This window comes from Sphingomonas sp. KR3-1 (assembly GCF_040049295.1).
GTDB lineage: Bacteria > Pseudomonadota > Alphaproteobacteria > Sphingomonadales > Sphingomonadaceae > Sphingomonas.
The window spans coordinates 466,523-490,642 of the sequence record NZ_JBDZDQ010000003.1 but is presented as its reverse complement, the minus strand read 5'-3'; the positions used below and the strand labels follow the sequence as shown (position 1 = coordinate 490,642).

Below are 24,120 nucleotides of genomic sequence, written 5' to 3'. Positions count from 1 at the left end.
CCGTCATCCCCGCGAAGGCGGGGATCCAGAGCCACAAAGCGACACCCGAAATAACCCTGGATCCCCGCCTTCGCGGGGATGACGAGGAAGAGGCGAGATGGCGGTACTCACCGAAGAACAGACGATGCTGCGCGACATGGCGCGCGAGTGGGCGGATAACGAGGCGCCGGTCAGCGCGTTTCGCAAGATGCGCGATGCGGCGCCGGCTGCGGGCTATGATGCCGCCACCTGGGCCGCGCAGGCCGAGATGGGCTGGACCGGCATCCTGGTGCCCGAGGCGCAGGGCGGGGCGGGGATGGGCTATGTCTCGCTCGGGCTGGTGCTCGAGCAGTTGGGGCGCAACCTGGTCGCGAGCCCGCTCGCCAGCATCGCCGCGGCGACCAGCGCGATCCTGCTCGGCGGCTCGGATGCGCAAAAGGCGCAGTGGCTGCCCAGGATCGCCGCGGGCGAGGTGATCGCGACGCTGGCGATCGACGAAGGGCCGCGCTTCGACCCGGCGAAGATCGAGACGCGTGTCGAGGACGGCAGGTTGAGCGGCACCAAGACGTTCGTGCCCGAGGGCGACAGCGCACAGCTGTTCGTCGTCGCGGCGACCGACGGGCTCCATCTCGTCTCGGGCGATACCACGGTGACGCGCGCGCCGCGGCACCTGACAGATTCGCGCAGCCATGCCCAGGTGACGTTCGACCAAGCCCCGGCCGAGGCGCTCGGCGGCGGCGCGGCGCTGATCGGGCAGGTCGCGGACCGTGCGGCGGCAGCGGCGGCGGCGGAGATGCTCGGCATGGCCGAAAGCGCCTTCGCCCAGACCAACGACTATCTCAAGACGCGCGTCCAGTTCGGCCAGGTGCTGGCGAGCTTCCAGGCGCTGCAGCACCGGATGGCGAAGATGTTCACCGAGCTCGAACTCTGCCGCTCGGCGGTGGAAGGCGCGCTCGAGGCGATCGATAGCGGACGCGCGAACGTGGCGCAGGAAGTGAGCCTCGCCAAGGCGGTGGCGAACGAGACGCTGCACCTGGTGAGCCGCGAGATGGTCCAGCTGCACGGCGGCATCGGCATGACCGACGAGCATGATGCGGGCTTCTACCTGAAGCGCGCCCGGGTGCTGGAGACGCAATGGGGGAACGCGGCCTGGCACCGCGACCGGTTCGCACGGCTGAACGGGTATTGAGGGCATCAACGCCCCTCCCTTGCAGGGAGGGGAATTTCAAAGGGGCTTTCGCCGGATGACGATTATCGGGCCGTTGCCGTAGGGAAACCACTCAGACACATTATGACATTTGCGCAACACTGTTGAGCCAGTCCCCTTTTGCAACCTTTGTTCTGCTTGACGTCTCTCAGGGACGTGTCAGTATTCGAGGATAGGGTATGGAGCCACCAAGCGCTCTGGCCCGTGGTGGGAGAGATGATGATGATGCGGTTACGCCTCTTGTCGGCTGTTGCTGTGCCTGCGTTGACCATGGCGCTCGCGACCCCTGCATTCGCGCAGGACACGAAGACGACCACGACCGAAACCCCGGCCCAGGACGACAGCGCACGCGATCCCAACGAGATCGTCGTGACCGCCCAGGGCCGCGCCCAGGTGCTCGCCGACGTGCCGCTCGCGGTCTCGGCGGTAAGCGCGGAGCAGCTCGAGCGCTCGGGCGCCACCGACATCCGCCAGCTCAACCAGGTCGCGCCGTCGCTGCTCGTCTCCTCGACCGGCAGCGACGCCAACACCTCGGCCCGCATCCGCGGCGTCGGCACGGTGGGCGACAATCCGGGCCTGGAAAGCTCGGTCGCGACCTTCATCGACGGCGTCTATCGCTCGCGCACCGGCCTGGGCCTCAACGACCTTGGCGAGATCGAGCGCATCGAGGTGCTGCGCGGCCCGCAGGGCACGCTGGGCGGGCGCAACGCCTCGGCCGGCATGCTGAGCGTCACCACCAAGGCGCCGAGCTTCACCTTTGGCGGGATGGCCGAGGCGACCTACGGCAATTACGACTTCTGGCGCCTGCAGGGAGCAGTGACCGGCCCGATCAGCGAGCAGGTCGCCTTCCGCCTCGAGGGGCTCTATTCGAAGCGCGACGGCTTCTACAAGGACGTCAACACCGGCCGCGACATCAACAATCGCGACCGTTACCTCGTCCGCGGCCAGCTGTTGTTCCAACCGAACTCGGACCTGTCGATCCGGCTGATCGGCGACTATAGCCACCGCAAGGAAGATTGCTGCGCCGCCGTCTATGCGACGGCCGACGTGTCGCCGTCCAACGCCGGGCTGATCGCGCCGGGCACACCGGTGGCGACGATCCTGACCGGCATCACCGGCACGACCTTCGCGCAATATTTCCCGGCCTATAACGACGCCTATTCGCGCAGGATCGCGACCAGCGCCAACCGCTCCTATACTGGCATCACCAACGACTGGGGCCTGTCGGGCGAAGTGAACTGGAACCTGGGCAGCGTCGAGATGACCTCGATCACCGCCTATCGCGACTATCACAACACCCAGGCGGCGGATGCGGACTACGGCTTGGCCGACATCCTCTATTTCGGCCCGCAGAGCGGCCGCGAGTTCAAGACCTTCACCCAGGAGCTGCGCTTCCACGGCGACGCGTTCGGCGGCAAGCTCGACTGGCTGGTCGGCGGCTATTACGCGCATGAGGACCTGGAGACGAAGAGCCAGCTCAACTTCGGCAACGACTATGGCCGCTTCGCCGCGTGCCGCGTCGTCTATGGCTCGTTCAGCGCCTTCTACTCGCCGACCTCGGTCGGCTGCCTGACGCCGACCGGCGTGGCGGTGCTGAGCAACACGCTCGGGCCGCTCGGGGCAGCGGGCGCGGCGATGGTCGGCGGTCTGCAGCGGCTCGATACGGTGCGCAACGTCGGCGACAACACCGCGAACTTCAACCAGACCAGCTCGAACTTCGCCTTCTTCACGCACAACATCGTGCACGTGGCGAAGGGCTTGGACCTGACCCTGGGCCTGCGCTACACCAACGAGACCAAGAAGCTCGACGCCAACTTCAACGACAACAACACGGTGTGCCCGGCGCAGCAGGCGGCACTGCTGCCCTATATGGGCGTGGCCGCGCTGGCCCCGCTGGCCGGCGGCATCATCACGCTGACCTGCCAGGGCAACACGACCTCGGGCCTCAACGCGCTGACGCTCAACGACACGCGCAAGGAGAACAAGTTCACCGGCACCGCGATCCTGTCGTACAAGCCGGACGACCATGTGCTGGTCTATGCGAGCTATTCGCGCGGCTACAAGGCGGGCGGCTTCAACCTCGACCGCTCGGCGTTCAAGAACCCGCTGGCGACCCAGCCGCTGCCGATCTTCCCGGTCAGCGCGGCCAATTCGGCCTATTATGCGGACGTGCTCCAGTTCGACGAGGAGACGGTGAACGCCTATGAGGCGGGCATGAAATACTCGTCGCGCGGGTTCAACCTGAACGTCGCGGGCTTCCGCCAGGAGTTCAGCAACTTCCAGCTGAACACGTTCAACGGCACGGTCTACCTCGTCCAGAACATCAATGGCTGCAAGCAGAGCCTGGGCGGCGGCGACCGCGACCTGAGCGCCACCACCGGCAGCTGCCCGGCGGGCCAGACCAAGCCGGGCGTCGTCTCGACCGGCTTCGAAGTCGAGATGGGCCTGTCGCCGACGCGCGACCTGAACTTCAACTTCGGCGCGACCTACGCCAAGACCAAGTACGCCAACAACCTGGTCGGCTCGAAGAACGGCGCGCCGCTCGACCCGGCGCTGCGCCTGCTGCCGGGCAAGCTGCTCTCGAACGCGCCCGAATGGGTGGTGACGAGCTCCGCCGCGTGGACGCCCTCGCTGGGCGGGTCCCTGCGCGGCCTGCTCTATGTCGATGCCCGCCTGGCCGACGACTACAACACCGGCTCGGATCTGTTCCCGCAAAAGGCGCAGGACAGCTTCGTCGTGGTCAACGGCCGCGTCGGCATCAGCAGCGACGACCAGAAATGGGCGCTCGAGCTGTGGGTGCAGAACGCGACCAAGGCCAACTACATGCAGGTCGGCTTCAGCTCGCCGTTCCAGGCGGTGAGCACCACGCCGACGGCGACCGCGCCGGGCGGCTCGCAGATCTTCTCGGCCTATCTCGCCGAGCCGCGGACCTATGGCATCACGCTGCGCTCGCGCTTCTGACGCCTGAAGAGCGATGACGGACGGGCTCGCAGGGTGACCTGCGGGCCCGTTTCCCTTTTCTTGGAGCGCCGAAGATACACATCCGATTTGGCTGGACCGGAAATGGTGGCATCTCCGCTCTACAGTACATGGTTAATGCAATACCAAATGCTCTCCGAAAAATCGGGGGGAAATCAAATGCTTTTCGATGATTATTTCTATCCGGGTAATCCATCCCGGCGCATGCAGGTTGCCGTTCTGCAAGGGCAGATACGCGCTGACTTTCAGATTTTCATGACTTCGTGGAATGATTGCGCCAATTTCCTCAACCCGATCCTGAACGTAAACCATCCAAATCTGAAGCTCACGCCGCTGACCTGCAATCCGGACTGCGACGATGTCCAGATGTGCCTGAACCAGATCAACAGCGTACTCACCGACGCGAAGGGGAAGCTCGACAAGCTGCTGAGCGACATCGGCATACAGAATGGCGTAGCGGGCATGGTGCCGGGCGCGCTGAACAGCGACCCCGAGGCGCAAAACAAGATACGGCAGTTCATCTCCGGCGCCGCAGACGTTGCCATCGCGTCGTTCGCGGCATGGTATACCTATGTCGGCATCCAGACGATTGCGTTCGTGCTCACCTATACCGGAATCGCGATCTCCGAGACCGCGGCATTTCTGGCCGGCGCGCTTGGCGGCATGATCGTCGGCGCCGTCGCGTTCGTCATCACCGACGTCATCGCGAGCGCGATCACCGGTGCCATCGAACGCAAGGAGCTCAACGAAGCAATCGATGCGCTGACCCAGTTTCGTAGCCAGGTCGCCGATCCCCTCATGCGAGCCGCGGGCAGGCTCGCGGGCATCTCCCAGGCGGTCAAGGACGGCTCCTACCTGATTACGGACACGCTGCTGATCCTGCGCCGTGGCAACGGCTATACGGTGATCGAGGTGCCGCCCACCGTGTCGACGGACGGCCTTGGCCTCGACGTGCTGGTGCACCTCCAGAATATCGGCGACGTGCATTATCACGCCGGCGAGTGGGCCGGCACCAAGGGCCAGGCGCGCCGGCTGGAGGGTTTCCAGATCACGGCGAACTCGGCACAGTCGGGCCTGTCCTGGGAATATATGGCGCATCTGGAGAATATCGGCGACACCGGGTGGACGCCTGCGGGCACCTTTGTCGGCACGCGCGGCCAGGCGCGCCGCCTTGAAGGGTTCGCGATCCGGCTCACCGGCGCGCAGGCGGCGAACTATACCGTGCAATATATGGCGCATCTCGAGAATATCGGCGACAGCGCGCCCGTTTCCGACGGCGCGTTCTGCGGCACGCGCGGCCAGGCGCGGCGCGTGGAGGCGATCTACGTGACGATCAAGCCGCGATAACGCGCCGGTCACGGTGACGAGAGCCGGGCTCGCGGGCAACTGCGGGCCCGTTTTCCGTCCAAGGGGCTGTGCGCGACGGGGCGGCGAGGCGCGGAGTTTCAGTCGGCGTTCAGGCGACGGATGCGAGCAGGGGGCATCGATCTGGAGATGCCCCCTGCCGTTCCTTGTCCTGCTCGCCCTGACCCTGGCTTCGCCCGAACCTGCCCAGGCAGCGCCCGCATGCGGCGTCAGCGTGCAGTTCGGCAGCTATGCGATGGGGATCGACCGGGGCGCGTTCGACAAGGTGCAGGCGCTGCTCAAGCGCGACCGCGGCGTGCGGAGCGTGACGGCGCAGCGCTGGGGGCGCGAGGGCGAGACGACGCTGTGCGTGACGCTGCACCGCCCGCGCGATGCGCGGGCGGTGTTCGGTCGGGTGAGGGCGGCACTGCCGGCGCGGCCGAAGGGGCCGATCACGGTGGAGGCGAAGGGTCTGCGGTTCGAGGCGCCGCGGGCGTAGTTGCGGTAGCCCCGGCAGAATTGTTACGACAATGATGGGTTCCTAAAGCGTCCAACCGTTGCGATGAGGTCTGGATAACGAGCAACGTCCCACAACGGTAGCGGGGCATCGTGCCAATTTCGGGTATTGTAGATTGCTCGAAGGCCCCACGACGCTTCGTCGTTGTAAGCTTGATTAAGCGCGGCGTTGCTGAGAGCCGCCGCCTGCTCAAAATCACTCGCGACGTCATTAAACGAACATTCGACGGGGTCCTGTCCGAAGCGCGCCTGTGTCTTCGCGTAGCGAAGCTGCGTAGGACGAACCACCTCTGGCAGTTGGCCCCGTGGTAAGCCAAGCATATGTCCGATCGCCAGTGGCAGCAGATAGGCGAGATGAAGACGCGTTTGGTTAGCAAGCGCTATACTTGTTTGCAGAATATCAACGAGCTGGAATGCGTCTCGAGCGGCAAGGCCGTAAGTCGTCATATATGCGCCGATCAGGGCAGGAATGGTAACTTGAATGTGCCCTTCGCCAGCTTTCACCAGCGGCGGAACGACGAAATTTAGATCTTTGATACTAGCCTTGCTGTAGAGATACTGCACGAGCGTGTAGAGATTGGGCTGCGCAAGCGTGAGTTCGCGATCTATAAAGCGCCGTAGATAGGCTCGCCCATCGAAGGTTGATCCATATGCTCCGTTGACAGAATGAGCTAGTTGTTGTCCGTGCATGCCTAGAATAAATACTAGGCCGGGGACGTCGAACAGATGTTTTATCTCCTCAAGGAGTTTAACCGCATAATTCGGGCGGCAGCGGTCGAGTTCATCGATAATAATTATAATTGGAGGGAGGTGATCTGTACCATCCAATGCCTCAACGATTTTCTTGAGGCTATCCTTCATTGCTTGGACCGCCGCACGGCCCTCTTCAAACTCACTGACGCGCTGCTCCATGAGCGCGTGCGATGTGACATCGCGGATCGCCCCGGTAGTATCGTCCATGAGGCCATCTACAACGTCGGCAATGCCATCGTTAACCGCGTCCTGAACCGCTTCCCTTGTGCCGGCAAGAGTATGGTCGATACCATCAACCGCTGCCCCGGTGATTGCGATACTCAAGGCTCGGCGGGCGAGTCCCATTGAGGCGATCCGCGCAACTTTTCCGGTCTTCTTCATAAAGGTCGAAAGGCGTGATGCTACCTCAGGCCCGGTGACGAATGGCGCAAGCGCGGTCTTAAGTGTGGCCGCAAGAGCAGTCAGCGGTTCATCCGCCAAATCATCGGCCCAAGCATCAACGAACGCCACCGGATGGTTAAGCGCCAATTGATCCGCGAGGCGGCGCAAAAAGAAGGTTTTGCCTTCTCCGTAACCAGCATCAACAGCGATCGTGAACGCGTGTTTGTCCTCACGAAGAATTGGGCGCCCAACTAAACTCTCGATGTATGCTTCTAGTTGAGCGGCTTCGTTCCGACGATCAAACAAATCGCCCGCCCAAATTCGGTCGAAATTAGCGTTCTCTTCATCTGGCATGCGTCCTCGCAGGTCTCCGACGTGGCTTGTAAACTCGTCAGCCTGCCAGCACCCGATCGTCGAACAGGCCGAAGGCGATCGTCGAGGCGTAATAGGCCACGGCACGGTCGCGGGGCATGGTGCTGGCCCATTTGCGCATGTCGAACGCGGCATTTTGCAGCGCCATCAGCGTCTGCGAGGCGACGAGCGGGTCGATCGCGCGGATCGAGCCCTCGGCGATGCCGTCCGACAGCAGGCCGGCGAAGCGGCGGGCGATGCGGTTCGAGCGGTCGATCATCGTCGAGCGGACCTGGGGCGGCAGGCCGGAGAGCGCGGTGGTGCGCAGCAAGGGCCCGCGCTCGCTGAACTGATAGTCGAGCAGCGTCGCGATCGTGCTCTCGAGCTGCTCCCAATGCGTGCCGCCGGCATTCTCGGCCAGGCGCTGGGCATCGGTGATGATGTCGAAGCTGCGCTTGTAGCAGGCGATCACCAGCTCGTCCTTGGCGTCGAGATGGTGGTAGAAGCTGCCCTTGGTGACGTTGAGCTCGGAGGCGATCTTCTGAACCGAGGCGCCGCGATAGCCGAGCTCGTTGATCAGCCGGGTGGCGGCCAGCAGGAAGGCTTCGCGGCCGGGCTCGGGCTCGTCATGCTCTAGATCGAGCATCGCCGGCGTCCAGGCCTGGCCAGGTGCTGCGATGCCGGTGCGGAACACGTCCATCAGCCGCGCCTCGACCCGCGGATATTCGTCGACCTCGTAGCGCGGCAGCCAGGCGGTCAGCCAGAAGGTGTTCTCGAGCAGGACATGGGCGCGGGCGCCGTGGAGATCGGTCTCGGCGCGGCTCGACGGGGTGCCCCAGAGCGCACGCGTCTTGCGGAAGATGTCGCGCCAGCGATCGAGCAGCTCGCGCTTGAGCGGATCCTCCATCGCGCGCAGATCGGAGAGAATGGCGAAATCGCGCTCGCCGCCGCGGCGGATGCGGGCGAGCCGCTCCATGTTGATGTTGAGATAGCGGGCGACCCGCGCCTCGGGCGTCGGCTCCCGGCCGGCATCGTCGAGCATCGCGCCGAGCCGGTCGAGCGTCTGCTCGAAGGCGGCGGCGGCGAGGTCTTCCTTGCGCTTGAAGTAATAGGTGACCGACGTGGTGTTGAGGCCGACGCGGCGGGCCACGTCGGCGAAGGTCATCCCCTTCGCGCTTTGCTCGTTGATCGCGTCCGCGGCCGCAGCGAGGATGGCATCCCGCTTGGCCTGGAAGCGTTTCGTCGCGCTTGCGGTTTCCACTTTCCCCGGTGCATTCATTGCAACCAGTCTAACGGATTTGGTGTGAAGCCAAAGCGGTTTTTTGAAGTCGCGTTGTGCCGATTTTCACGCGACCCCGACTTTACCGAATATCCGGTATGCTCTACGCCGGTTCGCGAACCAATATCGGAGAGGATGCGCCATGGATTTCACGCTGAGCGAGCGCGAGACCTATTTTCGCGACAGGGTGAAGGCGTTCATCGACACGCGCATCCGCCCGCGCGACGGCGACTATCGCGACCAGCAGCGCGAGGGCGATCGCTGGAAGGTGCTCCCGGTCATCGAGGAAGTGAAGGCCGAGGCCAAGGCCGCGGGGCTGTGGAATTTCTTCATGCCGCCGCATTCGGGCCAGGCCCATGTCGACGACAGCTTCGAGTTCCAGGGCACCCAGCTGACCAACCTCGAATATGCGCTGTGCGCCGAGGAGATGGGGCGGATCGGCTGGGCATCGGAGTGCTTCAACTGCTCGGCGCCCGACACGGGCAACATGGAAGTGTTCCACCGCTATGGCACGCGGGCGCAGAAGGACCGGTGGCTCAAGCCGCTGATGGAGGGCGAGATCCGCTCGGCCTTCCTGATGACCGAGCCGGCGGTGGCGAGCTCGGACGCGACCAATATCCAGACGCAAATGGTGCGCGACGGCGACCATTATGTGATCAACGGGCGCAAATGGTGGAGCAGCGGCGTGGGCGACCCGCGCTGCGCGGTGTCGATCGTGATGGGCAAGACCAATCCGGATGCCGCCAAGCACGCCCAGCAGAGCATGATCCTGGTGCCGATGGACGCGCCCGGCGTGAAGATCGAGCGGATGCTTTCGGTTTTCGGGTATGATCATGCGCCGCACGGGCACGGCGAAGTGGTTCTCGAGAATGTTCGAGTCCCCGTCGACCATGTGCTGCTGGGCGAGGGCCGCGGCTTCGAGATCGCGCAGGGCCGGCTGGGGCCGGGTCGCATCCACCACTGCATGCGGACGATCGGGGTGGCCGAGGAGGCGATCGAGGCGATGTCGAAGCGGCTGGTCAGCCGTGTCGCATTCGGCAAGCGGCTGTCCGACCATTCGGTGTGGGAGCAGCGGATCGCGCGCGCCCGCATCGACATCGAGATGACGCGGCTGCTCTGCCTCAAGGCGGCGGACATGATGGACAAGGCGGGCAACAAGGCGGCGCAGCTCGAGATCGCGATGATCAAGGTGCAGGCGCCGCAAATGGCGCTGCAGATCATCGACGACGCGATCCAGGCGCATGGCGGCGCCGGCGTCTCGGGCGATTTCCATCTGGCGCATGACTGGGCGGGGATCCGCACGCTGCGCCTCGCCGATGGTCCTGACGAGGTCCATTGCCGGGCGATCGCGCGGAATGAGTTCGGCAAGTACGCAGACTTCAAGGCGGATCGGATGTCGTCAGGGGATGTCGGGGCGAGTCGCTAGCCTTCGTCATCCCCGCGGAGGCGGGGATCCAGAGTTACGAAGGTCGCCGCTCAGTTACCCTGGATCCCCGCCTCCGCGGGGATGACGGATTAGGGGAGTAGAATGAAAGCAGCCGTTCTCTACGAAGCGGGCAAGCCGCTCGAGATCACTGAGGTCCGCGTCTCCAAGCCCGGCCCGCGCGAGGTGCTGATCCGCACCGCGGCGGTGGGCGTGTGCCGATCGGACCTGCACTTTGTCGACGGTGCCTTCCCGCATCCGGTGCCGACGGTGCCGGGGCACGAGGCCGCCGGGGTGATCGAGGCAGTGGGCAGCGACGTCGCGCATCTGAAGGTGGGCGACCACGTCATCACCTTCTTCACGGTGTTCTGCGGATCGTGCGAGATGTGCGTGACCGGGCGGCCGTCGCTATGCATCGATCCCTCGACCCGGCGTGCGGCCGATGCCGAGCCGCGGCTGTCGCTGGCGGACGGTACACCGCTGGCGCCGTTCCTCAACCTTTCCGCCTATGCCGAGATGATGCTGGTCCACGAGAATGCCTGTGTGGCGATCTCGAAGGAGATGCCGCTCGACCGCGCAGCGCTGCTCGGCTGCGCGGTGATCACGGGTGCCGGGGCAGTGTTCAACGACAGCCGGGTGCGGCCTGGCGAGAGCGTCGCGGTGATCGGCGCCGGCGGGATCGGGCTTGCCGCGATCAACGCCGCGAAGATTGCGGGGGCGGGCCAGATCCTGGCGATCGACCCGATGCCCGAGAAGCGCGCGCTGGCGCTCAAGCTCGGTGCGACGCATGCGCTCGATCCGGGTGCGGAGGCGATCGTCAAGGATGTGCTCAAGCTGACCGGCGGCGGCGTGCATTATGCGATCGAGGCGGTCGGGCGGCCGAACACCGCCGAGCTCGCCTGGAACATCCTGCGCCGCGGCGGCACCGCGACGATCCTGGGGATGATCGCGCCAGGTAACAGCGTGAGCCTGCCCGGGCCGACCTTCCTGACCGGCAAGAAGATCCAGGGATCGCTGCTCGGCTCGACGCGCTTCCCGATCGACATGCCGCGGCTGGTGCAGATGTATCTCGACGGGCTGCTCGATCTCGACACGATGGTGGCGGAGCGGATCAGGCTGGAGGAGGTCAACGAGGCGATGCAGAAGCTGCGTGACGGGCACAGCGTGCGCTCGGTGATCGAATTCGCATGAGCGACCTCGACGAAGCGAGGCTGGAGGGCTGGCTGGCGGCCAATGTCGCTGCGTTCGCCGGGCCGATCACGGTGACCAAGTTCCCGGGTGGGCAGAGCAACCCGACCTATCGGATCGATGCCGCGAGCGGCGCCTATGTGCTGCGCCGGAAGCCGTTCGGGCCGATCCTGCCCTCGGCGCACGCAGTGGAGCGGGAGTATGCACTGATCGCGGCGCTGCACCCGACGGGCTTCCCGGTCGCGCGGCCCTATGGGCTGTGTGAGGACCCGGAGGTGCTCGGCGCGCCCTTCTACATCATGGAGATGGTCGAGGGGCGGACGCTGTGGGACGGGTCGCTGCCCGACATGGCGCCGGCGGACCGGACCGTGCATTACGAGGCGATCGTCGATACGCTCGCGGCGCTGCATGCGATCGATTACGAGGCCGTTGGCCTAGGCAGCTACGGCAAGCCGGGCAATTATTTCGCGCGGCAGGTCGAGCGCTGGTCGAAGCAATACCGGATGAGCCAGACCGACGATCTGCCCGAGGTCGAGCGGCTGATCGACTGGCTGCCGCGCACGGTGCCCGAGCAGACGCGGACCTCGATCGTTCACGGCGACTTCCGCATCGACAACATGATCTTCGATGCCGGCGGGCCGAAAGTGCTGGCGGTGCTCGACTGGGAGCTGTCGACGCTCGGCGATCCGCTGGCGGACTTCTCCTATTTCCTGATGAGCTGGGTGACCGATCCCGAGGGGCGCTCCGGCGTGAAGGGGCTGACCGGGCGCGAGACGGGCATCCCGACGATCGAGCAGGTGGTGGCGCGCTATTGCGCGGCGACCGGGCGCGACGGCGTGCCGGACCTCAACTGGTATTTCGCGTACAACCTGTTCCGGCTGACCGGCATCGTGCAGGGCATCAAGAAGCGGATCATCGACGGCAACGCCTCGAGCGCGCAGGCGGCGAAGACGGTGGAGCGGCTGCCGGGACTAGTCGCGGCGGCCTGGCATTTCGCGCAGGAGGCCGGGGCCTAGGCGCCACGCCGGAAGGAAAGGGCAAAGATGCGGTTTTCGGGCAAGGTAGCGATCGTCACCGGGGCGGGCTCCGGGATCGGGCGGGCGACGGCGCGGGCGTTCGCCGATGCGGGTGCGATGGTGGTAGCGGCAGACCTGAGCGCAAGCGTGGACGAGACCGTGGCCGGGCGGGAGAACATGCGCGCGGTGCACATGGACGCCGGCGACGAGGCCGATGTCGAGCGGCTGGTCGCCGCGGCGATCGAGCATTTCGGCGGGCTCGACATCTTCTACGCCAATGCCGGCATCTCGGGCGGCGCGACGGGCATCTTCGACACGCCGGTGGAGCTGTGGGCCGAAGTGCTGCGCGTGAACCTGATCGGCCCGGCGCTGGCGATCAAGCATGCCGGGCCGCGGATCGTCGAGCGCGGCGGCGGCGCCATTATCTGTACCGCAAGCGTGGCGGGCCTGCGCTCGGGCGCGGGCGGGCCCGCCTATTCGGCGAGCAAGGCCGGGGTGATCAACCTGGTGCAGACCGCCGCGCAGCAGTTCGCCGGGTCGGGCGTGCGGGTCAACGCGATCTGCCCGGGGCTGATCGAGACCGGCATGACGCAGCGTGCGTTCGACTATGCGCGCGAGACCGGCAAGGAAGACAAGCTCGGGCGGCTCAACCCGCTGCGCCGGGCTGGCGTGCCCGACGAGATCGCGCGGGTGGCGCTGTTCCTCGCCTCGGACGACGCGAGCTACGTGAACGGCCAGGCCTGGGTGGTGGATGGCGGGCTGTCGTCGAGCCATCCGGTGACGCGGCAGGAATTCGGCAAGCCGGCCTTCTGATTGACTCGCGGGCGGCTGCTCCGCACTCTCCCGGCCAAAGAGGGAGAGCGGGCATGAAATGGCTATTCGCGGCGTTTTCGCTGATCTCGGCACCGGCGCTCGCGCAGCAGGTGATCCCGGTCGCGGCCGCGCAGGAGATCGTGGTGACCGGCTCGCGGCGCCAGGCGGACGATTATTCGGACACGATGCCGATCATCACGCTGCGCCGCACCGCCGATTTCGCGGTGCAGGAAGTCAAGGTCGCCGGCGATACGCGCGAGGCGAGCAAGCGCCGCGACGAGATCTATGCGATGATCCGCGGCGCGATCGAGCTGGCCGGCAAATATGATGTCGAGCTGGCGACGGGCGAATATGTCGTCGAGCCGCTGACGCTCGCCAACTACAAGAACCTGCCGCTGTCGAACGACGGGCGGCCTGATACCGACAAGACGGTGTTCCTGGTGAAGACCAGGCTCGCGCCCGGCGTCGACGCCAAGACCGCGCTCGACCGGATCGCGCGCTTCCTCAAGGCGGTGCCCAGCGTCGGCCGTGCGGAGATGACCGAGAAGGACGATCTCACGCTGTCGGTGGTCAATCCCGACCAGTATCGCCCGCAGATCATCGGGCTGATCGCCGTCGACGCCGAGGCGACGGCCGCCAAGTTCGGCGCGGGCTATGGCGTGGAGGTGCGCGGGCTCGACCGGCCGGTCGAATGGGCGCGGGCGAGCCTGACCGAAGTGTTCCTGTACCTGCCCAGCGCCTATGTGGTGCGGCCGAAGAACTAGAGCTCGACGCTTCCGCCGAACACCGGCACGCAGCGCCCGGCAACGCTGGCGCGGATGCCTTCCGGTGCGCGCCAGGCGTGGACGCTGAGGCTGGACGGGCGGCCCATCTCGACGCCCTGGCGGACCTCGAAGCGGGCGGCTTCGTCGTCGCCGAGCGAGAGCAGCAGGGCGCCGAGCGTGGCATTGGCGCTGCCGGTGGCGGGGTCTTCCCAGGTGCCGGTGAGCGGCGAGAACATGCGGGCGCGGATGCGGTTTTCCTCGCGGGCATAGAGGAAGATCGACAGGCGCTCGGCGTTGGCGCGCTCCGCCTCGGCGAGGTGCTGATAGGCGGCGATATCGGGGCGTGCGAAGCCGAGCGCTTCCTCGGTCACCTGGACGAAGACGAAATCGACGCCGAGCGTGGCGCGCGTGGGCGCGTGACTGGTGGTGATAACATCCGCGGGATCGAGGCTCAGGCAGGCGGCGATCTCGGGCACTGGCAGCGTGCCGAGCAGCCGGAGCGGCTGCGGCGCATCGATCTCGGCACCGAGGATCTCGCCGTTCTCGCCGCGCGCGACGCGGATCTCGACCAGGCCGGCGATCTCCTCGAAGCGCAGCGTGTCGCCAGCTTCCGGACGGAGCCCCGCGAGGACGAAGCCGGTGCCGACATTGGGATGGCCGGCGAACGGCATCTCGGCGGTGCGATTGAAGATGCGGACGCGGGCGGTGTTGGCCGGGTCGGCGGGCGGGAGGACGAAGGTCGTCTCGCTATAGTTCATCTCCGCCGCCAGCGCCTGCATCTCGGCATCGGTCAGCCCCCGCGCATCGGGGAACACCGCCAGCGGATTGCCGCCGAAGCGGGTCTGGGTGAACACGTCGAGCGTGACATATGCGAAGCGGCGGGGAGTCGTTTCCATCGCGCCGCTTCTAGCTATTCCCCGCGCAGTCGCACCAGCCCCTCCTGCGCGACGCTGGCGACCAGGCGGCCGTCCTGCGCATAGATGCGGCCGCGGTTGAAGCCGCGCGAATGGCCGGCCCAGGGGCTGTCGGTGGTGTAAAGCAGCCATTCGTCGAAGCGGAACGGCTCGTGGAGCCAGACGGCGTGGTCGAGGCTGGCGGTCTGCACGCCGCCGTTCATCCAGCTCACCCCGTGCGGGAGCATGCAGGTGCCGAGCAAGGTCATGTCGGTGGCGTAGGTGAGCATCGCGCGGTGGAGCGCGGGATCGTCGGGCAGGGGCGCGACGACGCGGAACCAGCTGCTCTGGCAGGGCTCGCTCTTCACCGGCTTGAACCAGTTGCGCGGATTGACCGGACGGATCTCGATCGGGCGGGCGCGCAGGAAGAAGCGGCGGAACTTCTCGGGCACTTCGTCGCGGATCGCCTCGCGCAGCTCGTGCTCCGAGACGAGCTCGTCGGGGCCGGGCACGTCAGGCATGTCGAACTGGTGGTGCAGGCCGTCCGCCGGCGCCTGGAAGCTCGCGGTCATGTTGAGGATGGGCTGGCCGCCCTGCATCGCGATGACCCGGCGATTGGCGAAGCTGCGCCCGTCGAAATCGCGGACGACGCGGTAGATGATCGGGTGGTTCTCGTCGCCCGGGCGCATGAAATAGGCGTGGAGCGAATGGGCGAGCTTGTCGTCCTCGATCGAGCGCTGCGCGGCCTGGAGCGCCTGCGCGACGACCTGGCCGCCGAACACGCGGCCGACGCCACCAGGCTGGCGGGGGCCGCGGTAGAGATCGGTATCGATGCGCTCGACGTCGAGGAGCTGGGTGAGCTGCTCGACCAGGGCCTGGGGTTCGGTGGCGCGTTCTTCAGTCACGACGCGTCACCCCCGCAAAAGCGGGGGCCATCTCCCGGACCGTCCCCGCATCAAACAGCTCTTGTATATCCTGGCTTCTGCACGAGATGGGTCCCCGCTTTCGCGGGGATGACGGTGGTTGGGAGTGGGGCGCAGGACTCCGCATCAATATCCCGCCGCTTCGGCCAGCGCGTTGGCGTGGAAGTTGCTGTCGCCGAACATTTCGGCGAGCACGCGGGCGCGCTTCATGAAGAAGCCGATGTCATATTCGTCGGTCATGCCGATGCCGCCATGCATCTGGACACCCTCCTGCACGGCGAGCGTGGTGGCAAGGCCGGTCATCGCCTTGGCGACCGCCACGGCTTCCGTGGCGTCCTGTCCGGCGTCGAGCAGCTGCTGCGCCTTGAGCACGGCAGCGCGGGCGACTTCCATCTCGCTGTAGAGATGCGCGGCGCGGTGCTGGAGCGCCTGGAAGCTGCCGATCGCGACGCCGAACTGCTTGCGCTCGCGCAGATAGGCGACGGTCATGTCCATCGCACCGCCGCCGACGCCGACCATCTCGGCCGAGGCGCCGGTGCGGCCCGCGGCGAGCAGGCGGGCGAGGGGGCCGTCGCCCTGGTCGACTTCGCCGATCACCGCATCGGCATCGACTTCGACACCGTCGAATTGCAGGCGCGCGGCGATGCCGGAATCGGCGAGACGCTCGGGCGTGGCGGAGAGGCCGCTCGCGTCGCTGGGGACGGCGAACAGCGTGGTGCCGTTCTCGGTCTTCGCGGCGACGAGCAGCAGGTCGGCGACATGGCCGTGGGTGACGAACTGCTTGGCGCCGGTGAGGCGGAAGCCGTTGCCGGAACGCTGCGCCTGCATCGCGATCTTGCCGTTATGCTTGGCACCCTCGTCGATCGCCAGCGCGGCGACGGTTTCGCCCGACAGGATGCTTGGATACCATATCGCGGCGGCGGCGGTGCCCTTGAGTGCCTCGACGGCGGCGACGGCGGTGGCGAGGAAGGGGGAGGGCGTGAGGTTGCGGCCGATCTCCTCGAGCAGGATGCCCGCCTCGACATGGCCGAGGCCGAGACCGCCTTCGCCCTCGGGGATGAGGATGCCGGTGAAGCCCATCTCGGCGAACTGCTTCCACAGCGGGCGCGAGAAGCCGGTGGCGTCGTCGGCGTCGCGGAGCGCGCGCATATGGGCGACGGGGGCTTCCGAGGCGACGAAGTCCTTCGCGGTGTCGCGGAGCATGGTCTGGTCGTCGTTGAGGTAGAGGGGCACGTATTTCTTCCCTTCTTGCTCCCCTCCCGCTTTCGCGGGAGGGGCTGGGGGAGGGGCCTTCTTCCTGTGCCCTCACCCTTCCGCCGCTTCGCGGCTCCCTCCCTCTCCCGCGAAAGCGGGAGAGGGATTGTTCGGTCTCAGCTCGGCAGATCGAGGATCCGCTTGGCGATGATGTTGAGCTGGATCTCGCTGGTGCCGCCTTCGATCGAGTTGGCCTTGGTGCGCAGCCAGCCGCGCGCCGCAGCGCCCTCGTGGCTCGCTTCGCTGTCCCATTCGAGCGCGTCGCTGCCGCCGGCGGCCATCTGCAGCTCGTGGCGGGTCTTGTTCAGCTCGGTGCCGTAGTACTTCATCATCGAGGGCTGGGCAGGGTGCGCCTGGCCGGCCTTGAGCTCATCGATGAACTTCTCGGACATCGCCGCGAACGCCTTGGCGCGGACCTGGAACAGCGCGATCTGGGCGCGCAGGATCGGGTCGACGCCGGCGCGGGCGGCCTCGACCAGCGGGTCCTTGCCGGCGCCGCCCAGGCCGAAGCCGGAGATCATCTCGCGCTCATGGCCGAGCAGGTATTTGGCGACGTCCCAGCCCCTGTTGAGGGTGCCGAGCAGGTTGCCCTTGGGCACCTCGACATTGTCGAAGAAGGTCTCGCAGAAGGGCGAGTTGCCGCTGATCAGCAGGATCGGCTTGGTGCTGACCCCTGGCGAGGCCATGTCGAACAGCAGGAAGCTGATGCCGGCCTGCTTGACGGTCTTGTCGGAGCGGACGAGGCAGAAGATCCAGTCGGCCTTGTCGGCATAGCTGGTCCAGACCTTCTGGCCGTTGACGAGGAAATGGTCGCCCTTGTCCTCAGCGCTGGTCTGGAGGCCCGCGAGGTCCGAGCCGGCATTGGGCTCGCTATAGCCCTGGCACCAGCGGATCTCGCCGCGGGCGATCTTGGGCAGATGCTCGAGCTTCTGTTCCTCGGTGCCGTATTTGAGCAGCGCCGGGCCGAGCATCGAGATGCCGAAGCTGTTAAGCGGGTTGCGCGCCTTGATGCGCTTGAGTTCCTCGCGGAGGATCTTGGTCTCCGCCGGGCTGAGCCCGCCGCCGCCATAGGCCTTGGGCCAGTCGGGCACCGTCCAGCCGCGCGCGGCCATGCGATCGAGCCAGAGCTTCTGGTCGGGATGCTGGTATTCGGGGTTGCGGCCACCCCAGGTCGCGTCCTTCTCGGACTTGGGCGGAGTGCGCATTTCCGGAGGGCAGTTTTCCTCCAGCCAGGTGCGAGTTTCGGCGCGGAAGGTGTCCAGATCCTCTGCCATTATCTTTTTTCTCCATTCCTCCCCCAGCGGGGGAGGGGGACCGCCGCGAAGCGGTGGTGGAGGGGGATTGCCCCAGGCGGATCGCTCGCGGCGTTCCCCCTCCGTCAGCCTTCGGCTGCCACCTCCCCCACCGGGGGAGGATTTGCTTTGCCTACTTGTTGAACTTCTCGCCCTTTTCCGCCTTTTCGCGGAGCAGCGGGGCGACTTCGAAGCCGTACTTCTCCAGGCCTTCGACGATCTTCTTCAGACCCTCGGTGTCGGCCCAGAACATCGGGCCGCCGCGGTACGGGGGCCAGCCATAGCCGTACACCCAGACGACATCGATGTCGGACGCGCGCTGCGCCATCTTCTCGGCGAGGATCAGCGCGCCTTCGTTGACCATCGTGTAGAGCGTGCGGACGACGATCTCCTCCTCGGTGATCTCGTGCGCCGGGACGTTCAGCTTCTCGCGCCATTCGGCGATCAGCTCGGCGACGCGCGGGCTGTTCGAGGGGTTCCGCTTCTCGTCATAATCGTAGAAGCCGGCGTTCTTCTTCTGGCCCCAGCGGCCCTCGGCGGCGAGCGCGTCGCGGATGTTCTCGATCCGGTTCGGATCACGGTGCCAGCCGATGTCGACGCCGGCGAGATCGGCCATCTGGAACGGACCCATCGGCATGCCGAAGGCGACATGGACCTTGTCGATCTGCTCGGGCGTGGCGCCTTCGAGCAGCATCTTGTTCGCCTCGACCTGGCGGGGCATCAGCATGCGGTTGCCGATGAAGCCATAGGTGACGCCGGCGATGACGGCGACCTTCTTGATCTTTTTCGAGATCGCCATCGCGGTGGCGAGCACGTCGTCGGCGGTCTTGGCGCCGCGAACGATCTCGAGCAGCTTCATGATGTTGGCCGGCGAGAAGAAGTGGAGGCCGAGCACATCCTGGGGACGCGAGGTGACCGCGGCGATCTCGTCGATGTTCAGGTAGGACGTGTTCGACGCGAGGATGGCGCCCGGCTTGGCGATCTTGTCCAGCTTGCCGAAGATGTCCTTCTTGACGTCCATATTCTCATAGACGGCCTCGATGATCAGGTCGCACTCGGCGAGCGCGCCGAAATCGAGCGTCGGGTTGAGCAGCCCCATCGCACCTTCGACCTGCTCGGCGGTCATGCGGCCCTTGGCGGCGGTCGCCTCGTAATTCTTGCGGATCACGCCGGTGCCGCGATCGAGCGCTTCCTGCGCCATCTCGACGATGGTCACGGGAACCCCGGCCGAGAGGAAGTTCATCGAGATGCCGCCGCCCATCGTGCCGGCGCCGATCACGCCGACGCGCTTGATGTCACGCAGCGCGATGTCCTCGGCGATGCCGTCGATCTTGGCGGCCTTGCGCTCGGCGAAGAAGATGTGGCGCAGCGCGGCGGACTGGGTGCCCATGATCAGCTTCATGAAGCCCATGCGCTCGGCCTGGACGCCCTCGGCATAGGGCTTGCCGGCGGTCTGCTCGATCAGGTCGACGATCGTGTTGGGCGCGTCCATGCCGCGGAAGCGCTTCGCGTTGGTCTTGCGGAAGGCTTCGAAGACGGCGGGGTCGACGGTGACCGGGCGCTCGGACGAGCGCGAGACCGGCTTGCCGATCACTTCCTGCGCGAAGGCGACGGCTTCGGCGACGAGATTGCCCTCGGTCGCGAGGCGATCGACCAGGCCGGCGGCCTTGGCCTGCTCGGCCGAGATCGGATCGCCCTTGGTCGCCATCTCGAGCGCGGTCTCGACGCCCGCGACGCGCGGCATGCGCTGGGTGCCGCCGGCGCCGGGCAGGATGCCGAGCTTGACCTCGGGCAGGCCGAACTTCGCCGAGGGGACGGCGATGCGATAGTGCGAGGCGAGGGCGACCTCGCAGCCGCCACCGAGCGCGGTGCCGTGGACCGCCGCGATCACCGGCTTGTCGAGCGCTTCGATCTCGTCGACCAGCACGGGGAGCGAGGGCTCCTGCATCGGCTTGCCGAACTCGGTGATGTCGGCGCCGGCGAAGAAGGTCTTGCCCGCGCAGGTGATCACGACCGCCTTGATGCTGTCGTCGCCTTTGGCTTCCTGGATGCCGGCCTGGATGCCCTGGCGGACCGCGGCGCCGAGCGCGTTCACCGGCGGATTGTCCGAGGTGATGATCAGGACGTCGCCCTGGCGGGTGGTGGTGATGGGGGAGGTCATGTTCGTCTCCAAGAGGAAGATCAGTCGTTGAGTGCCGAATAGATCAGCGTCTTCAGCTCGCGCCGGATCGGGTAGAGCATGGACGGGGAAAGCTGCGTCATGAAGACCATCGAGAGCTGCTCGACGGGATCGATGAAGAACGAGGTCGAGAACATCCCGCCCCAATAATATTCGCCGGCCGAGCCGGGGATCATCGCCTTGGCGACGTCCATCGTGATCGCGAAGCCCAGGCCGAAGCCGGTGCCGGCATTGGTGGTCTCGCTGAACAGCGACTTGGACATGGCGTGCAGGTCCGAACCGCCGGGCAGGTGGTTCGCGGTCATCAGGTCGATCGTCTTGCGGCTGACCAGCCGGGTGCCGCCCAGCTCGCCCTTGTTGAGGAAGAAGGTGCAGAAACGGTGATAATCGAGCGACGTCGAGACGAGGCCGCCGCCGCCCGAGACCAGCTTCGGCTCGCGCGACCAGGCGCTCTCGGCGCCGCGATCGTACATCACCCGGCCCTTGCCCTGGACCATCACCCAGCAATCGGAAAGCCGATCGGTCTTGCTGGCGGGGACGGTGAAGCCGGTGTCGTCCATGCCGAGCGGGGCGAAGATGCGCTGCTGGAAGAAGTCGCCGAGCTTCATGCCCGAGACGCGCTCGACCACCGCGCCGAGCACGTCGGTGGAGACCGAGTAGTTCCATTCGGTGCCCGGCGAGAAGTCGAGCGGGATCTCGCCCAGCGCGGCGACGAAGCCGTCGAGATCGAGATTGCCGTGCCAGTCCTCGATCTTGCCGGCGCGATAGGCGGCGTCGACGCTGGTGCGGTTCTGGAAGCTGTAGGTGAAGCCCGAGGTATGGCGGAGCAGATCGATCATCCGCATCGGCTCGGCCGTGGGCGTAGTCTGGAAGGGCACCTTGTCGCCGCCCGCCTTGAACACGCCGAGGTTCTTGAGCTCGGGCAGGACGTGATGGACCGGGGTGTCGAGGCCGACCAGCCCTTCCTCGAGCAGCATCATGAAGGCGAGGCTGGTGACCGGCTTGGTCATCGAGGCGATGCGGAAGATCGTGGTCTCGTCGACCGGCGCACCACCCTCGCGGGCCGCGCCCTGGCTCGAGAAATGCACGATCTCGCCGCGGCGGGCGATCAGCAGCTGGGCATGGGGCAGCTTGCCCGAGTCGAGATAGCGGGTCTTCAGATAGGGATCGATCCGGGCCAGCCGGGCTGCGTCGAAACCCTGGCTTTCGGGCTTTGCAGTTTTCATGCGGCTGGCATACCTCTCATTCGAAACCGGTGACTCGCATCTTCTGAAGGACGCGCTTCCCCTATTGCCTTGAGCGCGCGATGAATCAACACTAACGTTGTTTACGGTACGGCATCCGATGCCAAACCCAACATTCTAGAAACATAACGCACCTAAGCTGGAGAGAATCGCCTTGGCCCCCGAACCGATCGTCCCGCTCGACCCGAAATGGCCCGCGATGTCGCTGGCCCAGGCCAAGGCGGCGCTCACCGCGCCGGGCGGCCGTTTCGAGATGGAAGAGCTGGAGATCCGCGGCGTGCCGACGCGGGTGTGGAAGAACGCCCCGCCGACGCTCGGCGTGCTCCAGCAGCTCTCGCGGCTCTATGGCGAGCGCGTCTTCACCGTCTACGAAGACGAGCGCGTCACCTATGAGGCGAACTATCGCGCGGTGTGCCACCTCGCCGAGCGGCTCGCCGAGATGGGCGTGGTGAAGGGCGACCGCGTCGCCCTGGCGATGCGCAACCTGCCCGAATGGCCGACGATCTTCTTCGCCGCGACCAGCCTCGGCGCGATCATCGTGCCGCTCAACGCGTGGTGGACCGGCGGCGAGCTCGAATATGGCATGAAGGATTCGGGTGCGAAGGTGCTCTTCGTCGATGCCGAGCGGCATGCCCGGCTGAAGGACTGCTACGACCAGCTGCCGGACCTCGAGCGCGTGGTGGTCAGCCGCTGCAGCGAGGAGCTGGGCGGCAAGGTCAGCCGGCTCGAGGTGCTGATCGGCACCCGCAACGACTGGGCGAGCCTGCCCGACATCCCGTTCCCGCAGGTGGCGGTGTCGCCCGAGGACGATGCGACGATCTTCTATACCAGCGGCACCACCGGCAACCCCAAGGGCGCGCTGGGCACGCACCGCAACATCTGCACCAACATCCTCTCCGCCGGCTACAGCGCGGCGCGGGCGATGCTGCGCCGGGGCGAGATGCCGCCGGCGGTGATCCCGCACAAGGTGGGGCTGCTGGTGATCCCGCTGTTCCACGTCACCGCGTGCAGCGCTGCGCTGATGGCCGGCATCGCCACCGGGCAGACCGTGGTGTTCATGCGCCGCTGGGACGCCGAGAAGGCGATGCGGGTGATCGAGACCGAGAAGGTGACCTTTACCGGCGGCGTGCCGACGATCGCCTGGCAGTTGCTCGAGCATCCGGCGCGGGCCGATCACGACCTCTCCAGCCTGGAGGCGATCTCCTATGGCGGCGCCCCTTCCGCGCCCGAGCTGGTCAAGCGGATCTACGAGGAGTTCGGCGCGCTGCCCGGCAATGGCTGGGGCATGACCGAGACGATGGCGACGGTGACCCAGCACAGCGGCGAGGATTACCTCACCCGGCCGACCAGCGCCGGCCAGCCGGTGGCGACCGCCGACCTCAAGATCATGACTGTCGAGGGCGATCGCGAGCTTCCCGTCGGCGAAGTCGGCGAGCTCTGGGCCAGCGGACCGATGATCGTGAAGGGCTATTGGAACAAGCCCGAGGCGACCGCCGAGACCTTCGTTGACGGCTGGGTGCGCACCGGAGACCTGGCGAAGCTGGACGAGGAGGGATTCCTCTACATCGTCGACCGCGCCAAGGACATCATCATCCGCGGCGGCGAGAACATCTATTCGAGCGAAGTCGAGGACGTGCTCTACGCCTATCCCGGCGTGATGGACGCCGCGCTGATCGGCGTGCCGCACCGGACGCTGGGCGAGGAGCCGGTGGCGGTGGTCCATATGGCGCCGGGCAGCAGCGCGAGCGAGGCCGAGCTGCAGGACTTCGTCCGCGCGCGGCTCGCCGGCTTCAAGGTGCCGGTGCAAGTGCGCTTCGTGGGCGACACGCTGCCGCGGAATGCCAATGGCAAGATCCTGAAGAAGGACCTGCGCGAGCTGTTCGTGGGGGAGGCGGCTTAGTAGCGTTTCCATAGTTTTCGTCATCCCCGCGAAAGCGGGGACCCATCTCCCGCCCTATCCTGCCACGCACCGGCCGTATTTGCCGACAGCGCCCGAGCTGGGCCACGCTTTCGCGGGGATGACGGTTTGAGGTTCGGTCAGCAGTTCAGCTCGAAGAACAGGTCGCGCCAGTCGGGATTGCTCTCTTCGATCAGTGCGATCTTCCAGGCCCGCCGCCACTTCTTGATCCTCTTTTCACGAAGGATCGCGTTGTCGATCTCTTCGTGAAATTCGACATAGACCAAGCGGTAGATGCCGTATTTCGCGGCGAACTTGCTGCCGGCTCCGTCGCGGTGATCGAGCGCGCGGCGGGACATCTTCGCGGTTACGCCGGTGTAGAGAGCGCCGTTCTTTCGGTTGGCGATGATGTAGGTGAAGCCCGCCATTTCTCGCTCGCCCGCGG

19 protein-coding genes are annotated in these 24,120 nt (G+C 66.2%); 10 read left to right on the top strand and 9 right to left on the bottom strand.

All coding sequences use genetic code 11. From position 1 onward, the window contains the following. Positions 1-97: 97 nt before the first annotated feature. From ABLE38_RS18280 to ABLE38_RS18265, 4 genes are all read left to right on the top strand, one after another. Positions 98-1,168, top strand: a complete 1,071-nt coding sequence (locus ABLE38_RS18280) for an acyl-CoA dehydrogenase family protein (RefSeq protein ID WP_348975671.1) — start codon at positions 98-100, stop codon at positions 1,166-1,168. 288 nt (positions 1,169-1,456) lie between these two features. Beyond that, the gene (locus tag ABLE38_RS18275) at positions 1,457-4,147 is read left to right on the top strand and encodes a TonB-dependent receptor (protein WP_348975670.1); all 2,691 of its coding nucleotides are present in this window, start codon (positions 1,457-1,459) and stop codon (positions 4,145-4,147) included. Between the two features lie 135 nt (positions 4,148-4,282). Continuing rightward, entirely contained in the window at positions 4,283-5,512 is a 1,230-nt protein-coding gene (locus ABLE38_RS18270; protein ID WP_348975669.1) for a hypothetical protein, read from the top strand. 232 nt (positions 5,513-5,744) lie between these two features. Beyond that, positions 5,745-6,008, top strand: a complete 264-nt coding sequence (locus ABLE38_RS18265; RefSeq protein ID WP_348975668.1) for a hypothetical protein — start codon at positions 5,745-5,747, stop codon at positions 6,006-6,008. A 23-nt stretch (positions 6,009-6,031) separates the two neighbouring features. On the opposite strand, the gene ABLE38_RS18260 is transcribed toward ABLE38_RS18265, so the two are convergent. Beyond that, positions 6,032-7,513, bottom strand: coding sequence for a P-loop NTPase fold protein (locus ABLE38_RS18260; RefSeq protein ID WP_348975667.1), 1,482 nt, complete (start codon positions 7,511-7,513; stop codon positions 6,032-6,034). Positions 7,514-7,550: 37 nt separating this feature from the next. Then, positions 7,551-8,789: a TetR/AcrR family transcriptional regulator gene (locus ABLE38_RS18255; protein WP_348975666.1), complete on the bottom strand. Its 1,239-nt coding sequence runs from the start codon at positions 8,787-8,789 to the stop codon at positions 7,551-7,553. 142 nt (positions 8,790-8,931) lie between these two features. Between ABLE38_RS18255 and ABLE38_RS18250 the strand changes: the two genes are divergently transcribed. The 5 genes from ABLE38_RS18250 (at position 8,932) to ABLE38_RS18230 (ending at position 13,993) form a co-directional block, all read left to right on the top strand. After that, positions 8,932-10,215 (top strand): acyl-CoA dehydrogenase family protein, encoded by a 1,284-nt coding sequence (locus ABLE38_RS18250; protein WP_348975665.1) that lies wholly within the window; start codon positions 8,932-8,934, stop codon positions 10,213-10,215. Between the two features lie 102 nt (positions 10,216-10,317). Then, positions 10,318-11,403 (top strand): Zn-dependent alcohol dehydrogenase, encoded by a 1,086-nt coding sequence (locus ABLE38_RS18245; protein ID WP_348975664.1) that lies wholly within the window; start codon positions 10,318-10,320, stop codon positions 11,401-11,403. After that, entirely contained in the window at positions 11,400-12,416 is a 1,017-nt protein-coding gene (locus ABLE38_RS18240) for a phosphotransferase family protein (RefSeq protein ID WP_348975663.1), read from the top strand. Before ABLE38_RS18245 ends, ABLE38_RS18240 begins: the two co-directional genes overlap by 4 nt. 27 nt (positions 12,417-12,443) lie before the next feature. Then, complete coding sequence (locus ABLE38_RS18235) at positions 12,444-13,229, top strand: SDR family oxidoreductase (protein WP_348975662.1); 786 nt, start codon at positions 12,444-12,446, stop codon at positions 13,227-13,229. A 53-nt stretch (positions 13,230-13,282) separates the two neighbouring features. After that, a complete protein-coding gene (locus tag ABLE38_RS18230; protein WP_348975661.1) occupies positions 13,283-13,993 on the top strand; it encodes a TonB-dependent receptor in 711 nt (236 codons plus the stop codon). On the opposite strand, the gene ABLE38_RS18225 is transcribed toward ABLE38_RS18230, so the two are convergent. The 6 genes from ABLE38_RS18225 to ABLE38_RS18200 all read right to left on the bottom strand — a co-directional run bounded on the left by ABLE38_RS18225 (position 13,990) and on the right by ABLE38_RS18200 (position 21,760). Beyond that, the gene (locus ABLE38_RS18225; RefSeq protein ID WP_348975660.1) at positions 13,990-14,889 is read right to left on the bottom strand and encodes a PhzF family phenazine biosynthesis protein; all 900 of its coding nucleotides are present in this window, start codon (positions 14,887-14,889) and stop codon (positions 13,990-13,992) included. The genes ABLE38_RS18230 and ABLE38_RS18225 overlap by 4 nt on opposite strands. A 14-nt stretch (positions 14,890-14,903) precedes the next feature. Then, positions 14,904-15,791 carry an acyl-CoA thioesterase II gene (locus ABLE38_RS18220; protein ID WP_348975659.1) on the bottom strand — a complete coding sequence of 296 codons (888 nt, stop codon included), beginning with the start codon at positions 15,789-15,791 and terminating at the stop codon, positions 14,904-14,906. Positions 15,792-15,935: 144 nt separating this feature from the next. Continuing rightward, a complete protein-coding gene (locus ABLE38_RS18215) occupies positions 15,936-17,042 on the bottom strand; it encodes an acyl-CoA dehydrogenase family protein (protein WP_348975658.1) in 1,107 nt (368 codons plus the stop codon). 137 nt (positions 17,043-17,179) lie between these two features. Then, positions 17,180-18,337: an acyl-CoA dehydrogenase family protein gene (locus ABLE38_RS18210; RefSeq protein WP_348975657.1), complete on the bottom strand. Its 1,158-nt coding sequence runs from the start codon at positions 18,335-18,337 to the stop codon at positions 17,180-17,182. A gap of 151 nt (positions 18,338-18,488) precedes the next feature. Beyond that, positions 18,489-20,516 (bottom strand): 3-hydroxyacyl-CoA dehydrogenase NAD-binding domain-containing protein, encoded by a 2,028-nt coding sequence (locus ABLE38_RS18205; protein ID WP_348975656.1) that lies wholly within the window; start codon positions 20,514-20,516, stop codon positions 18,489-18,491. A 20-nt stretch (positions 20,517-20,536) separates the two neighbouring features. Next, positions 20,537-21,760: a serine hydrolase domain-containing protein gene (locus tag ABLE38_RS18200; RefSeq protein WP_348975655.1), complete on the bottom strand. Its 1,224-nt coding sequence runs from the start codon at positions 21,758-21,760 to the stop codon at positions 20,537-20,539. Between the two features lie 217 nt (positions 21,761-21,977). Between ABLE38_RS18200 and ABLE38_RS18195 the strand changes: the two genes are divergently transcribed. Then, positions 21,978-23,678 carry a class I adenylate-forming enzyme family protein gene (locus ABLE38_RS18195; RefSeq protein ID WP_348975851.1) on the top strand — a complete coding sequence of 567 codons (1,701 nt, stop codon included), beginning with the start codon at positions 21,978-21,980 and terminating at the stop codon, positions 23,676-23,678. A gap of 137 nt (positions 23,679-23,815) precedes the next feature. On the opposite strand, the gene ABLE38_RS18190 is transcribed toward ABLE38_RS18195, so the two are convergent. Next, the gene (locus ABLE38_RS18190; RefSeq protein ID WP_348975654.1) at positions 23,816-24,103 is read right to left on the bottom strand and encodes a GIY-YIG nuclease family protein; all 288 of its coding nucleotides are present in this window, start codon (positions 24,101-24,103) and stop codon (positions 23,816-23,818) included. Between the last annotated feature and the right edge of the window lie 17 nt (positions 24,104-24,120).